This window comes from Candidatus Karelsulcia muelleri, from assembly GCF_024818015.1.
Taxonomy (GTDB): domain Bacteria; phylum Bacteroidota; class Bacteroidia; order Flavobacteriales; family Blattabacteriaceae; genus Karelsulcia; species Karelsulcia muelleri_C.
Genome location: NZ_CP093908.1, coordinates 52,919 through 67,677, shown reverse-complemented (window position 1 = coordinate 67,677; position 14,759 = coordinate 52,919). Strand labels below are relative to the sequence as shown.

The 14,759-nt window shown below is 25.4% G+C and carries 13 protein-coding genes, 6 tRNA genes and 1 pseudogene; 15 read left to right on the top strand and 5 right to left on the bottom strand.

Translation table 11 applies throughout. The annotated features are described in order from the left end of the window. Positions 1 to 7: 7 nt before the first annotated feature. Positions 8 to 130 (bottom strand): hypothetical protein, encoded by a 123-nt coding sequence (locus MP018_RS00395; protein ID WP_259082847.1) that lies wholly within the window; start codon positions 128 to 130, stop codon positions 8 to 10. Positions 131 to 141: 11 nt separating this feature from the next. On the opposite strand from MP018_RS00395, the gene MP018_RS00390 reads away from it, so the two are divergent. From MP018_RS00390 to rpoC, 13 genes and pseudogenes are all read left to right on the top strand, one after another. Next, a complete protein-coding gene (locus MP018_RS00390; RefSeq protein ID WP_259082848.1) occupies positions 142 to 555 on the top strand; it encodes a SufE family protein in 414 nt (137 codons plus the stop codon). Positions 556 to 609: 54 nt separating this feature from the next. Next, positions 610 to 683: transfer RNA gene (locus MP018_RS00385), tRNA-Thr, on the top strand. 1 nt (position 684) lies between these two features. Then, positions 685 to 767: transfer RNA gene (locus MP018_RS00380), tRNA-Tyr, on the top strand. 4 nt (positions 768 to 771) lie between these two features. Next, positions 772 to 844 (top strand) — tRNA-Gly (locus tag MP018_RS00375). Between the two features lie 6 nt (positions 845 to 850). Beyond that, a tRNA-Thr gene (locus tag MP018_RS00370) sits at positions 851 to 923 on the top strand. Positions 924 to 957: 34 nt separating this feature from the next. Continuing rightward, a complete protein-coding gene (gene tuf, locus MP018_RS00365; protein WP_259082849.1) occupies positions 958 to 2,145 on the top strand; it encodes an elongation factor Tu in 1,188 nt (395 codons plus the stop codon). 5 nt (positions 2,146 to 2,150) lie between these two features. Next, positions 2,151 to 2,225: transfer RNA gene (locus MP018_RS00360), tRNA-Trp, on the top strand. 142 nt (positions 2,226 to 2,367) lie between these two features. Next, entirely contained in the window at positions 2,368 to 2,787 is a 420-nt protein-coding gene (rplK, locus tag MP018_RS00355; protein ID WP_259288649.1) for a 50S ribosomal protein L11, read from the top strand. A gap of 2 nt (positions 2,788 to 2,789) precedes the next feature. Then, the gene (gene rplA / locus MP018_RS00350; RefSeq protein ID WP_259288648.1) at positions 2,790 to 3,413 is read left to right on the top strand and encodes a 50S ribosomal protein L1; all 624 of its coding nucleotides are present in this window, start codon (positions 2,790 to 2,792) and stop codon (positions 3,411 to 3,413) included. Beyond that, positions 3,410 to 3,862: pseudogene (gene rplJ / locus MP018_RS00345) on the top strand (50S ribosomal protein L10); the annotation flags it as partial. The gene rplA and the pseudogene rplJ, both read left to right, overlap by 4 nt. A 9-nt stretch (positions 3,863 to 3,871) precedes the next feature. Then, positions 3,872 to 4,273: a 50S ribosomal protein L7/L12 gene (rplL, locus tag MP018_RS00340; RefSeq protein WP_259082854.1), complete on the top strand. Its 402-nt coding sequence runs from the start codon at positions 3,872 to 3,874 to the stop codon at positions 4,271 to 4,273. Beyond that, positions 4,274 to 8,146 carry a DNA-directed RNA polymerase subunit beta gene (gene rpoB / locus MP018_RS00335; protein ID WP_259288647.1) on the top strand — a complete coding sequence of 1,291 codons (3,873 nt, stop codon included), beginning with the start codon at positions 4,274 to 4,276 and terminating at the stop codon, positions 8,144 to 8,146. Positions 8,147 to 8,229: 83 nt separating this feature from the next. After that, positions 8,230 to 12,513, top strand: a complete 4,284-nt coding sequence (gene rpoC / locus MP018_RS00330; protein ID WP_259288664.1) for a DNA-directed RNA polymerase subunit beta' — start codon at positions 8,230 to 8,232, stop codon at positions 12,511 to 12,513. Here the strand turns inward: rpoC and truA are convergent. Next, positions 12,500 to 13,258 carry a tRNA pseudouridine(38-40) synthase TruA gene (gene truA, locus MP018_RS00325; RefSeq protein ID WP_259288646.1) on the bottom strand — a complete coding sequence of 253 codons (759 nt, stop codon included), beginning with the start codon at positions 13,256 to 13,258 and terminating at the stop codon, positions 12,500 to 12,502. The genes rpoC and truA overlap by 14 nt on opposite strands. Positions 13,259 to 13,273: 15 nt before the next feature. Between truA and MP018_RS00320 the strand changes: the two genes are divergently transcribed. Further along, on the top strand, positions 13,274 to 14,197 hold the full coding sequence (locus tag MP018_RS00320) for an RluA family pseudouridine synthase (protein ID WP_259288663.1): 924 nt from the start codon (positions 13,274 to 13,276) through the stop codon (positions 14,195 to 14,197). After that, positions 14,174 to 14,249 (top strand) — tRNA-His (locus tag MP018_RS00315). Before MP018_RS00320 ends, MP018_RS00315 begins: the two co-directional genes overlap by 24 nt. Here the strand turns inward: MP018_RS00315 and MP018_RS00310 are convergent. From MP018_RS00310 to rpmB, 3 genes are read right to left on the bottom strand one after another with little or no spacing between them, the layout of a single operon-like run. Further along, positions 14,230 to 14,364, bottom strand: a complete 135-nt coding sequence (locus MP018_RS00310) for a DUF4295 domain-containing protein (protein WP_259082653.1) — start codon at positions 14,362 to 14,364, stop codon at positions 14,230 to 14,232. The two genes, MP018_RS00315 and MP018_RS00310, sit on opposite strands and share 20 nt — an antisense overlap. A gap of 1 nt (position 14,365) precedes the next feature. Then, positions 14,366 to 14,551, bottom strand: a complete 186-nt coding sequence (gene rpmG / locus MP018_RS00305; protein WP_259082655.1) for a 50S ribosomal protein L33 — start codon at positions 14,549 to 14,551, stop codon at positions 14,366 to 14,368. Beyond that, the gene (gene rpmB / locus MP018_RS00300) at positions 14,532 to 14,756 is read right to left on the bottom strand and encodes a 50S ribosomal protein L28 (protein ID WP_259288645.1); all 225 of its coding nucleotides are present in this window, start codon (positions 14,754 to 14,756) and stop codon (positions 14,532 to 14,534) included. Before rpmB ends, rpmG begins: the two co-directional genes overlap by 20 nt. Positions 14,757 to 14,759: the final 3 nt, after the last annotated feature.

The window sequence follows — 14,759 nt, the reverse complement described above, 5'->3', positions numbered from 1 at the left end:
ATATTCATTATAATTTTAATTGAATTTTTTGATTATATCTTTCTCTTTTTTTCACTTTCAAAAACATATTATTTATATAATAATATAATTGTTTTTTTAATAAAAATAATTTTCCTTTTCTGCAATACACGTATAATTAATATGAATTTTTTATTAAAAAAAGAAAAAAAATTAATTAACCAATTTTTGGTTATAGAATCTTTAGAAGATAAATATTTATTTTTAATAAAAATTGGAAAACTTCTACCTTTATTAAGTAAAAAATCTCTTGTCGATCAATATTTAATCAATAATTGTCAATCTAAAATTTGGTTAAAATTAAATCAGAAAAATAATAAATTAATTATTAAAGCTTATACTGAAGCTTTAATTCCAAGAGGTTTATTATTTTTAATAACACGTTTATTCTCTAATTCACAGACTAAAGATGTCTTAAATTATAATTATTATCCTTTTATAAAAAAAATGGGCTTAATTTTTTTTTTATCACCATTAAGATCTAACGGATTATTTATCATTCTTCAGAAAATTAAATTTTCTGTATTAAATAGATAATCGTATTTTTTTTTAAATTAAAATATTTTTTGTATATTTATTGTGTATCTTGTAGCCGATGTAGCTTAGTAGGTTATAGCACGTGATTTGTAATCTCGGGACCGTGGGTTCGAATCCCTCCATCGGCAAGGGAAGATACTCAAGTGGTTAACGAGGACAGACTGTAAATCTGTTGGTTTATACCTTCGTAGGTTCGAATCCTACTCTTCCCACAAAGCGGAAATAGCTCAGTAGGTAGAGTATCAGCCTTCCAAGTTGATTGTCACGGGTTCAAATCCCGTTTTCCGCTCAGTAAGCCGATGTAGCTCAGTTGGTAGAGTTCTTTCTTGGTAAGAAAGAGGTCACGGGTTCAAATCCCGTCATTGGCTCTATAAATTATTAAATATAATTTTTAAAAACAATATGGCAAAAGAGATATTTAGACGTGATAAACCTCATTTAAATATAGGTACAATAGGTCATGTAGATCACGGAAAAACAACTTTAACTGCTTCAATAACAAAAGTTTTAGCTAAAAAAGGACTAGCAGTAGCAAAAGAATTTAGTTCAATTGATAATGCTCCTGAAGAAAAGGAAAGAGGGATTACAATAAATACTTCACATGTTGAATATAAAACGGAAATTCGCCATTACGCTCATGTTGATTGTCCTGGACATGCTGATTATGTGAAAAATATGGTTACAGGTGCAGCTCAAATGGATGGAGCAATTTTAGTAGTTGCGGCAACAGATGGACCAATGCCTCAAACAAGGGAACATATTTTATTAGCTCGTCAAGTTGGAGTACCTAATTTAGTGGTTTTTATGAATAAAGTTGATCAAGTGGATGATAAGGAAATCCTAGAATTAGTAGAAATTGAAATAAGAGAATTATTATCGAAATATGAATATGATGGAGAAAATATACCAATAATACAAGGTTCTGCTTTAGGAGCGTTAAATGGAGAAAAAAAATGGGAACAACAAATTGAAACACTTATGGAAACTGTAGATAAGTATATTAAAGAGCCTATAAGAGATATAGATAAACCATTTTTAATGCCTATTGAAGATGTGTTTACTATTACAGGACGTGGAACTGTAGCCACAGGCCGTATTGAAACAGGTACTATTAATACTGGTGATTCTATCGATATAATCGGAATGGGAATTGAGAAACTTAATTCTATAGTTACAGGAGTAGAAATGTTTAGAAAAATTCTAGATAAAGGACAAGCTGGAGATAATGTCGGCTTATTATTAAGAGGGATAGAAAAAAAAGATATACGTCGTGGAATGGTAATCTCAAAACCTGGATATATAACTCCTCATAAGAAATTTAAGGCTCAAATATATATTCTTAATAAAGAAGAAGGGGGACGTCATACTCCATTTCATAATAAATATAAACCTCAATTTTATTTAAGAACTACAGATGTTACAGGCACTATTTATTTATTAAATAACCTAGAAATGGTAATGCCAGGAGATAATATTTCTGTAGACGTAGAACTTTTACAACCAGTGGCAATAAGCGAGGGATTACGTTTTGCAATCCGTGAAGGTGGACGTACTGTTGGAGCAGGACAAGTAATTAAAATAATTGAATAAATTATACGGGTGTAGCTCAGTAAGGTTAGAGCATTGGTCTCCAAAACCAAAGGTCGTGAGTTCGATTCTTACCACCCGTGCTAATCTAATAATAATAATGAAATTGTATAAGATTAAATATGATATTATATATATAATACTGATTACTATCATACTATCATTAATTATCTTTTCTTTAGATAAGATATCATTTTTTATAATGAACAAAATTTTTAAGTTAAAATGTTAAAAACTCTAAAAAAACTTAAATTACAAATCAAAGGTGGACTAGCTAATCCAGCTCCTCCTATAGGCCCAGCGTTAGGAGCAGCTGGTGTAAATATAATGGATTTTTGTAAACAATATAATTTGAGTACACAAAAAAGTAAAGGAAAACTTTTACCAGTTATTATAACTATCTATAATGATAAAAGTTTTTCTTTTCTTATAAAAGAACCTCCAGTATCTAAACAATTATTAGAATTATGTAACCTTGATAAAGGTTCAAAAGAATCAAATAAAAATAAAGTAGGAAAAATTACTTTGGCTCAAATAGAGAATATTGCCAAAAATAAAATGATAGATATGAATTGTTTTAATCTAAAATCTGCTATTTCTATGGTAGCTGGTACAGCTAGATCAATGGGTATTGAAATTTTATAAATATGAAAAAAGGATACAGCTTAAATGAAGCATCAAAAATTGTAACACAACAAATAATTACAAAATTTGATTCTACTGTTGAGATTGCAATCTGTCTAGGTATTGATCCCAAAATTCCTAATAAATTTATACGTGGAACCGTAAATTTACCATATGGTACTGGAAAGAATATTCGTGTTTTAGCTTTACTTCCTAAAGAAAGAGAAAAAGAAATAAAAAATTCTGGAGCAGATTTTATAGGATTAAATAAATATATAAATAAAATAAAAAATGGTTGGGTAAAATTTGATGTTATAGTTACAATACCATCAGTAATGATCCAATTAGGGTCATTAGGGAAAATATTAGGTCCTAGAGGTTTAATGCCTAATCCAAAAACTGGAACAGTAACTCAAAATCCAAATAGATCTATAAGAGAAATAAAGTCTGGAAAAATAGAATTTAAAATGGAGAAATATGGAATAATACATACTGCTATTGGTAAAGTGTCATTTGGTTTTGAAAAAATTAAAAACAATATTTTAGCATTAATTGATGTTTTAAACAAATTGCAGGTCTTCATAAAAAAAATATATATTTCTAGTACCATGGGACCTAGTCTATCAGTAAATACACAAGATTTATGAAAAAAAATATCTTAATATTAAGTTATCTTAATCTAATTAAGAATAACAATTGTATTTATTTAGTTGATTTATCAGAGTTAACTAATGATAAAGTTTCTTATTTTAGAAAAAAATGTTATGAAAAAGATATAAAATTAAAATTTATAAAAAATACCTTATTTAAAAAAGCAATACAGAATTCAAATTATAAAGAATTTACTCCAGTTATAAAAGGCCAAACTGCTTTAATGGCATCTAATACTGATCTAGCCAATCCAGCAATTATTATAAATAATTTGAAAAAATTTTATTCTTTAGATAAAGAATCTTTAAAAGCTGCTTATCTAGAAAATAATTTATATTTAGGAGATAAATCATTAAATTATTTGATAAATCTTAAATCAAAGAATGATCTATTAATAGAATTATTATTTTTAATAAAAAAAAATATAATCATTATTATAAAATTATTAAATACCATGATAAAAGAAAACAAAAATCCTACAAATACAGCTAAAATAGCAAACTTAGCGAAAGAATTAGTAAATTTAACGGTGACAGAAGTTAATGAATTAACAATTATTTTGAAAAAAGATTATGGATTAGAATCTAATCATGATCATCAAACAGAAACAGTTCCTATAAATCAAGAACAAAAAAAAGAAAATCTAAGATATAATATTATTCTTAAATCATCAGGCACATCCAAACTAGCAGTAGTTAAATTAATAAAAGAAATCACTGGAAGAGGACTTAAAGATTCTAAAGAATTAGTAGATTCTGTTCCAACAACTATAAAAGAATCTCTTAATAAAGAAGAAGCCGAATTATTCAAGAAAAAATTTGAAGAGATAGGTGCTGAAATTGAATTAATTAATTGAATGATTGTGAAAAAAATTAAAATTTTTAAATTCCCTAAAACTATAAATTTTGCTTCAGTAAGAAATAAAATTTCATATCCTGATTTTTTAGATCTTCAAATAAAATCTTTTACTAATTTTTTTTGTATAAATTCTAAAAATCTCAGCAAGAAAGGTAAAGGTTTTTATAAAGTTTTTATAGAATATTTTCCTATTTCAGATGCCAAAAATAAGTTGTTTCTAGATTTTATTTCATATAAAATATATGATCCTATTTATTCAATAGAAGAATGTTTAAAAAGAGGATTAACATATAATGTCTATATAAATACCAGATTCAAAATCTATCGTAAAAAAACCAAATATTTTGAAACAATATATCAAGATGTGTATTTCGGTACTTGCCCATATATGACTCCATCGGGTTCTTTTATTTTTAATGGATCGGAAAGAGTAATTGTTTCTCAATTACATAGATCTCCTGGTGTGTTTTTTGGACAATATGATCTACCAAATCTAAAAAAAATATCTTATGCAAGGATTATCCCTCTCAAGGGATCTTGGATAGAATTTTCAACAGACATTAATAATGTTATGTACATTTATTTAGATCTAAAAAAAAGATTACCGATAACTACTTTACTTAGAGCATTAGGTTATAATATATTAAATATATTTAATTTAGCAGAAGAAGTAAAGATAAATAAAATAAATTATAAAAATTTCTTAGGAAGAACTCTTGCAGCCAGAATATTGACGTCTAAAAATGAGATTCTCTTAGAAAGAGATATAAAATTAAAAAAATATCATATAAATTTAATACTTTCTTATAAGATCAAAGTGATTAGTTTATATAAAAAAAAAAAAAAGTATTATTCAATAATCCATAAAACCTTAAAAAATGATCCTACAGATTCTCAAAAAGAAGCTATTATATATATCTATAAAGAATTAAAGGATTCATTTCCTAAAAATGTTAATGTTAAAAAAGCAAAATTGTTTATAAATAAGTTTTTTTTTGATGAAACTTACTTAGGTGAAGTTGGAAGATATAGATTAAATCAAACTCTTAAATTAGATTTTCCATTACAGAATAATATTCTTAATATAGAAGACATAATTTCTATTATAGAAAATTTAATGGCATTATGTAATAATAAAAAAGAAGTAGATGATATAGATCATTTAGCTAATCGTAGGGTTAAAACAGTAGGAGAACAATTATATACACAATATTCAATAGGAATAGCAAGAATATCAAGAATTATAAAAGAAAGAATTAATGGAAAGGATAATGAAACTTTAACTCCTATAGAGTTAATAAATTCAAAAACTTTAACATCTGTTATTAATTCTTTTTTTGGTACCGATGAATTATCTCAATTTATGGATCAAACTAACCCATTAGCTGAAATTACACATAAAAGAAGAATATCTTCTTTAGGTACTGGGGGCTTGTCAAGAGAAAGAGCTGGATTTGAAATCCGCGATGTTAATTATTCTCATTATGGAAGATTATGCCCTATAGAAACACCAGAAGGTCCGAATATTGGATTAATATCTTCTTTATGTGTTTTTGCAAGAATTAATCCTATGGGGTTTATAGAGACTCCTTATTTCAAAGTTCAAAAAGGAAAGGTAGTTCTAAATGAGCTACCAATCTATCTTAGTAGTGATCAAGAATCTGACAAATTAATAACACAAGCTAATGCTATTTTAAATTATAAAACCGGTTTATTAAAACATAACATTATAGTTCGTGTAAATGCTGATTTTCCTATGGTTAATTATAAAAAAATTAATTATATAGATGTTTCTACTAATCAAATAGCATCTATTTCAGCATCTTTAATTCCATTTCTTGAACATGATGATGCTAATAGGGCTTTAATGGGATCAAACATGATGCGGCAAGCTGTACCTTTATTAAATCCTAAAGCACCGATAGTAGGAACTGGATTAGAAAAACATTTAGCACCATATGTCAATGCATTAATATATGCAGAAGGATATGGTGTAGTTGAATCAGTAGATGCTAATCATATTAAGGTGAAATATTTTATTTCTGAAAAAGAAAAATTACTTTCTTTTGAAAAGAGAATTCAAAATTATAATTTTATTAAATTTAGAAAAACTAATCAAAATACTTGTATTAATATAATCCCAATTGTAAAACAAGGAATGTATGTTACTAAAGGTCAAGTTTTATGTGAAGGATTTGCAACTAAAAATGGAAAATTAGCATTAGGTAGAAATATAAAAGTTGCTTTTATGCCTTTCAAAGGATATAATTTTGAAGATGCTATAGCAATTTCTGAAAAAGTAGTCCGTGAGGATTGGTTTACATCAATTCATCTAGATGAATATTCATTAGAAGTACGTGAAACTAAGTTAGGAATGGAAGAATTCACATTTGATCTACCAAATATTAATGAGGAAAAAAAAAAAAAATTAGATAAAGATGGAATTATAAAGATCGGGTCTGAAGTTAAACCTGGCGATGTCCTTATAGGAAGAATAACTCCTAAAAAAGAAGGATATCCAACTTCAGAAGAAAACTTTTTAAAAGCAATTTTTGGAAAGAAAGTAGGAACTATAAAAAATACATCTTTAAAAGCTGATTCCTCTTTATTTGGAGTAGTAATTGATACAAAAATTTATTCAAAAGAATATGAAGAAATTCAAAAATTGATGATAAGAAATTTATATTATAAATATATTAAGAATTTAATTCTTTTAAAAAAATTATTATTTAATAAACTAATTCTTGTATTAGAATGCTCAGGATATAGTTCTTCTTTTAGAATCCCAAAAGTGAAAATTTTGAATTTTTTAAATAAAATATTCTCTTCTAAAGAGAGAGATAGAATCTCTAAAATTTGGGAAAATCATAAATATTTAAATAATAAATATTTAAATAATAAATTTTTTAAAATTATAAAACTTTATTTTTTTAAAAAAAATGAATTAAAAATGAAGTTTCAACGTCAAAAAAATAGATTATTAATTGGAGATGAAATTACATCAACATCAGGTATTATTAAAATCGCTAAAGTTTTGATTGCTAAAAAAAGGAACTTAAAAGTAGGTGATAAAATGTCTGGAAGACATGGAAATAAAGGAATTGTGGCACGTATTGTTAAAGAAGAGGATATGCCATATTTAGAAGATGGGACTTCGGTAGATTTAGTTTTAAATCCATTAGGTGTACCTTCACGTATGAATCTAGGTCAAATCTATGAAACAATTTTAGGTTGGGCAGGTGAAAAACTGGGAATAAATTTTATAACTCCAATATTTGATGGAGCTTCTATAGAAGAAATATCAAAATATACTGATATAGCTAATATCCCTCTTTTTGGAAATACTTATTTATTTGATGGAGAAACAGGAGAAAAATTTGATCAACCTGTTACAGTAGGGGTAATTTATATGTTAAAATTAAATCATATGGTTGATGATAAAATGCATGCTAGATCAATTGGTCCATATTCATTAATTACTCAACAACCATTAGGAGGAAAATCTAAATTTGGAGGACAAAGATTGGGTGAAATGGAAGTTTGGGCTTTAGAAGCCTTTGGAGCAGCAAATATTTTACGTGAAATACTTACTGTAAAATCTGATGATGTAAAAGGCCGTACAAAAACTTATGAAGCTATTGTTAAAAGGGAAACAATGCCCAATCCAGGGATACCAGAATCATTTCATGTATTGTTGAAGGAATTAAAAGGATTAGGTTTAAGTCTTAATTTAGAAGTAATAAAAAAAAAAGAAAAAATAAATCAAAAAATAAAAGTAAGAATAGAGATTAAGGATAAAGATATAATAAAATATAAAAACAAAGTTAAAGAAATAAAACTAAAAAAACTTAAAGAACTGCTAAAGAAATGAAAACTAAACAAATTAAAATAAAAAACCCAATTAAGCTGAGGAATCAAATTCAAATCTTGAAAGTTATTCATTTTCTTCATAAAATGAATAAAAAAAAATCTAAAATTAGTCATTTTATGACTACTAAAATTAGTCTTAGGATTTCTTCACCTGAAGATATTTTAAAAGATTCATATGGCGAAATAAGGAAACCTGATACAATCAATTATCGTACTAAGAAACCGGAAAAAAATGGTTTGTTTTGTGAAAAAATTTTTGGACCTATAAGAGATTATGAATGTTCTTGTGGCAAATATAAAAAAACAATTTATAAAGAATTAATCCGTTTAAGACAATTAAACCAAAAATTTAAAGAAGGATTATTATGCAATAGATGTGGCGTAGAAATAACAAAAAACACAGTTCGTAGAACCAGAATGGGGCATATCAATTTAGTAGTACCTATAGTTCATATATGGGGATTTAGATCTACTTCTACTCCAAATAAAATAGGTTCGATTTTAGGATTATCATCTCAACAACTTGATATGATAATTTATTATGAACGTTATGTAGTAATTCAACCAGGAATTGCTAATAATTTTCAAAAATTAGATTTCTTAACTGAAGAAGAGTATACATATATCTTAAATAAGATTCCAATAGGGAATAAATATTTAAATGATAATGACCCCAACAAATTTATTGCTAAAATGGGGGCTGAATGTTTAGAAGAATTATTAATACGTGTTGATTTAGAAGTTTTATTATCTGATTTAAAAAAAGAAATTAAAAATGAAGAATCAAAACAAAGAAAGATTGAATTATTTAAAAGATTAAATGTAGTAGAATGTTTTCTAGAAGGTAAAAAAAAAGGAAACAAAATTGAATCTATTATTTTAAAAGTTCTTCCTGTTATTCCTCCAGAATTACGTCCTTTAGTTGCTTTAGATGGAGGTGGGTATGCTAGTTCTGATTTAAATGATTTTTATAGAAGAATATTAATTCGTAATAATAGATTAAAAAGATTAATACATATTTCAGCTCCTGAAATAATATTACGTAATGAAAAAAGAATGCTACAAGAAGCGGTCGATTCCCTTTTAGATAATTCTAAAAAAACTTTAGTAGTTAGATCAGAATCTAATAGACCATTAAAATCTTTATCTGATTCTTTAAAAGGAAAACAAGGTCGTTTTAGACAAAACCTTTTAGGGAAAAGAGTAGATTATTCAGCAAGATCGGTAATAGTCGTAGGTCCAAAATTAAAATTACATGAATGTGGATTACCTAAAGAAATAGCGGCTGAAATTTATAAACCTTTTCTTATTAGAAAACTTCTTGAAAGAAAGATTGTAAGAACAGTTAAATCAGCTAAAAAACTTATCTCTAAAAAAGATCCCATGATATGGAATATCTTAAAATATCTTTTAAAAGGTCATCCTGTATTATTAAATAGAGCTCCCACACTTCATAGATTAGGAATTCAATCATTTCAACCTAAACTTATTGAAGGAAAGGCTATCTTATTACATCCATTAGTTTGTTCGGCATTTAATGCTGATTTTGATGGAGATCAGATGGCAGTACATTTACCATTATCAAATGAAGCCATTTTAGAAGCTAAATTATTAATGTTAGCATCACAAAATATTTTAAATCCTGCCAATGGATATCCTATTACAGTTCCATCACAAGATATGGTATTAGGTTTATATTATATGACTAAAGAATTAAAATCTACTTCTGAAAGTCAAATTCAAGGAGAAGGAATGTGTTTTTCTTCTCTTGAAGAAGTTGAAATAGCTTATAATAATAAGGTTGTAGATATTCATGCAATAATAAAAGTTCAAATAAATATCGGATTAATATCAAAAATTATTAAAACAACAGTCGGTAGAGTATTATTTAATAGAGTGGTTCCACCAAAAGTGGGTTATATAAATAAATTATTAACAAATCAATCTTTAAGAGAAATAATCTCTTCTATTTTATATCAAACTAATATCCCTACTACCGCAAGATTTTTAGATAAAATAAAAGATTTAGGATATTATCATGCCTTTAAAGGCGGTTTATCATTTAATTTAAATGATATAAGTATTCCAAAAGAAAAAAAATCTCTTGTCAAAAGAGCTATTGAAAAAGTTTCTTTGGTAAAAGACGATTATAATTTGGGATTAATTACTAATAATGAACGTTATAATAAAATTATAGATATATGGACTAATACTAATGTTAGTTTAACAGAAAAAGTGATTAATTATATGCGAAAAAGTAAACAAGGATTTAATTCAGTATATATGATGCTTGATTCTGGTGCTAGAAGTTCAAAAGAGCAAATCCGTCAATTATCTGGAATGAGAGGACTTATGGCTAAACCTCAAAAAACTAGTTCATTAGGTTCAGAAATTATAGAAAATCCAATTTTATCTAATTTTTTAGAAGGATTATCTATATTGGAATATTTTATATCTACTCATGGGGCAAGAAAAGGATTAGCTGATACTGCTTTAAAAACAGCAGATGCTGGATATTTAACAAGACGTTTAGTAGATTCAGCACAAGATGTCATTATACAAGAAGATGATTGTAAAACTTTAGTAGGAATTAAAATCTCAGCAATAAAAAAAAAAGAAAAAATAATAGAAACATTATCATCCAGGGTTTTAGGTCGTATTGCTATAAATAATATTTATGATCCTACTAATAATAAGATTTTAATAAAATCATCTCAAATGATAGATGAAAAAAATATTAATCTTATAGAAAAGGCTTCAATAGTATCTATTGAAGTAAGATCTCCTCTTACATGTAAATCTAAAACAGGTATTTGTATAAAATGTTATGGAAGAAATCTTGCAACAGGTTTAATGATTCAAAAAGGAGAAGCAATAGGAGTAATAGCTGCACAATCAATTGGTGAACCAGGTACACAACTTACACTTCGTACTTTTCATGTTGGAGGTACAGCTGGTAATATATATGAATATTCAAAATTAAAAGCTAAATATGATGGAATCATAGAATATGAAAATATTAAAGTAGTTAAAAACATAGTTATTTCTAGGTCATCTGAAATATTATTATTAAATAAAGATCAAGTTATTTTCATGAAAAAAAAAATTCCATATGGTGCTAAATTGTATGTTTCTAATAAACAATTAGTTAAAAAAAATGATACTATCTGTAGTTGGGATCCATATAATGCTGTTATTATTGCAGAATTTCCAGGAAAAATATTATATTCAAATATTGAAAAATCCGAACAGAAAGAAAAAGTAATATTGAAAGGTAAAACTAAAACACCTACTTTAAAAATAGTAAATCAAAAAAATGAAATCTTAAAAAGTTACAATCTACCTGTTGGTGCACATTTAGTAGTAAATAATGGAGACATTATAAATGAAGGAAGTATTTTAAGTAAAATCCCTATAAAGGATTTCAAATCAGGAGATATAACAGGAGGATTACCCCGTTTATCAGAATTATTTGAAGCAAGAAATGATGATGATGATAATGATAATGATAATGATAATGATAATGATCATGATAATGATAATGATAATGATAATGATAATGATCATGATAATGATAATGATAATGATAATGATCATGATAATGATAATGATAATGATAATGATAATGATCATGATAATGATCATGATAATGATAATGATAATGATCATGATAATGATAATGATAATGATAATCCTAATAATCCTTATAATGTTCTAAATGATATTTTAGACAGAAAAGGATTAAGAGCTGCTCAAAAAAAATTGATTAATGAAATCCAGGAAGTATATCGTTTACAAGGTGTAAAAATTAATGATAAACATTTTGAAGTTATTGTAAGACAAATGACACAAAAAGTAGAAATTATAAAATCAGGAGATACTTCTTTTTTAGAAGGTAATATTGAATTTACAGATGTCTTTTTAGAAGAAAATCAAAGAATTTTGAACATGAAATTTATTGAAGAATCAGGTGATTCTAAAAAAGTTTTTAAAGGTCAGTTAGTTAATTTTAATGAATTAAAAAAAGAAAATTGTTTATTAAAAAATAAAATATTATTTAGAGATGTAATCACCGCTATATCTAAACCCATAATTCAAGGTATAACTAAAGCTGCCTTACAAACTAAATCTTTTCTTTCTGCTGCATCCTTTCAAGAAACTACAAAAGTTTTATACGAGGCAGCTATAAGTAATAAAAAAGATGATTTAAATGGATTAAAAGAAAATGTTATATTAGGCAATAAAATTCCTGCAGGAACTGGATTAAAAAAATATTCTTATGAAGAAATTCTAATTGGTGATGGCAATCAAAAACTTAAAAAAAAAGATTCAGAAATGAAATTCATAAAAAATTTTAAAATAAATTAATATTTAATGGATAATTAATTTTTGTTAAAAACAGACCTTTTGCTGGTGCAGAAATTCCTGCAAGATTTCTATCTTTAGCATAGAAAATGTTAATAAAATCTTTTATTGTTATTTTTCCTACTCCTAACTCAATTATAGTACCTACTATAGATCTTATCATATTTCTTAAATATCTATTGGCTTCAATATTAAAAGATAATATATTCTTTTTTATATACCATTTAGCATTATATATATTACATATATATGTTTTATAATTACAGTTTTTTTTACAAAAACTAATATAGTTTTTATATATTTTAAGAATTTTAGCACCTTGATTTAAGGTATTTAATTTTATTTTGTTTTTTGATAACCATTGCCAACTTCTATCAAGATAAAAAGTATTTTTCCCTAAAGATATCCTATATACATATACTCTACTTATAGCCGTAAAACGAGCATGAATTGTTTTTTTAACAGGAAAAATATTTAGAATTTTAATATTTAAAGGTAAAAAAGAATTTAATTTAAATAGAAAATTTCGAGATAATAGAATTTCTTTTTCAGAAAAATCAAAATGAGCAAACATTTGTATAGCATGTACACCAGTATCAGTCCTTCCTGCGCCTATAATCTTTATACTTTTTTTTAATAAAAAACTTAAACAGTTTTCTATTGTTTCTTGTACAGAAATATTGTTTTTTTGGATTTGCCATCCATAAAATGAGGCACCATGATAAGTTATTTCTAAAAAAAATTTCATTATGATAAAAAAAAAATTTTAGTTAAAAAAAAAGAAAACTTAATAAGAATTGATACATATATCAAATATATTTTACATAAAAATAATAGAAATTTTCTACAAAAAATTCTAGAAAAAGGATTGGTTTATGTAAATAATATTTTAATCAAAAAAAATTATATAGTTAAAATAAATGATGTGATAGAAATTTTTCTTCCTGAAAAACAAAATATTATACCTGAAAATTTCAAAATAAATATCTTTTATGAAGATGAATACGTTATTATTATTAATAAACAATCTGGTTTAGTTGTCCATCCAGGTAAGGGAAATGAATCTATGACTCTAATTAATGGTTTACATTTTTATTTCTTAAAAAAGAATTTTTATAAGCAAATTCCAATTCTAGTACATAGAATAGATAAAGGAACAAGTGGATTAATTTTAGTAGCAAAAGATAAAAATATTTTAGCAAAAATTTCGAAACAGTTTTATATTAATCATCTAAAAAGAAAATATATTACTTTAGTATGGGGATATCTTAAAAAGAAGAAAGGAACTATTATATGTAATATAGGTAGAAGTTTAAAAAACAGAATATATATGAATGTTTTCCCTAATGGGATTTCTGGAAAATTTTCTATTACACATTATAAAGTAATAGAAAGATTTAAATATGTTACACTTTTAAAGTGTACTTTAGAAACTGGACGAACTCATCAAATTAGAGTACATTTAAAATATATAGGGCATCCAATTATTAATGATAAAGATTATGGATATATTGAAAAAAAATATATAAAAAGTATTGAAAAAAAAATAGCTTTACATGCTTATTATATAGAATATATACATCCGATATATAGAAAAAAAAATTATTTTATATGTCCTATTCCTGAGAGAATAAAATTTCTAATAAAAGATTTGCGAAATATTGGTGAACGTAGCTCAATTGGTTAGAGCATTAGATTGTGGTTCTAAGGGTTGCCGGTTCAATTCCGGTCGTCCACCCCTAAAAACTTATTTACATCATTAGAATTAACTATTTTTTCTTTAAAAGAATAATTCTTGTGTCTTTTAAACAGAAATATAATTTTAGTCATTCTTTTATATTTTTCTTTTTTCATATTATGATTTTATTTCTTGATGAATTGTATTTCTATTTAAAATAGAATTAAATTTTTTTAATTTTAATCTTTCTGGATTATTTTTTTTATTTTTTGTAGTAACATATCTAGATGTACCAGATAATCCACTATTTTTATGCTCTGTACATTCTATTATTACTTGAATTCTAATATCTTTTTTTGACATGACATTTTAAAGTTTTTTCAAGTCCTAATTTATTAATTGTTTTTATTCCTGCTGAAGATACTTTTAAAAGTATCCATTTTTTTTTAATAAAAAATCGTTTTTTACTTAAATTTAAATTAAAAGTACGTTTAGTTTTATTATTTGCATGTGATACTTTATTTCCCATCATTGGCTTTTTACCTGTTATTTGACATAATTTTGACATAAA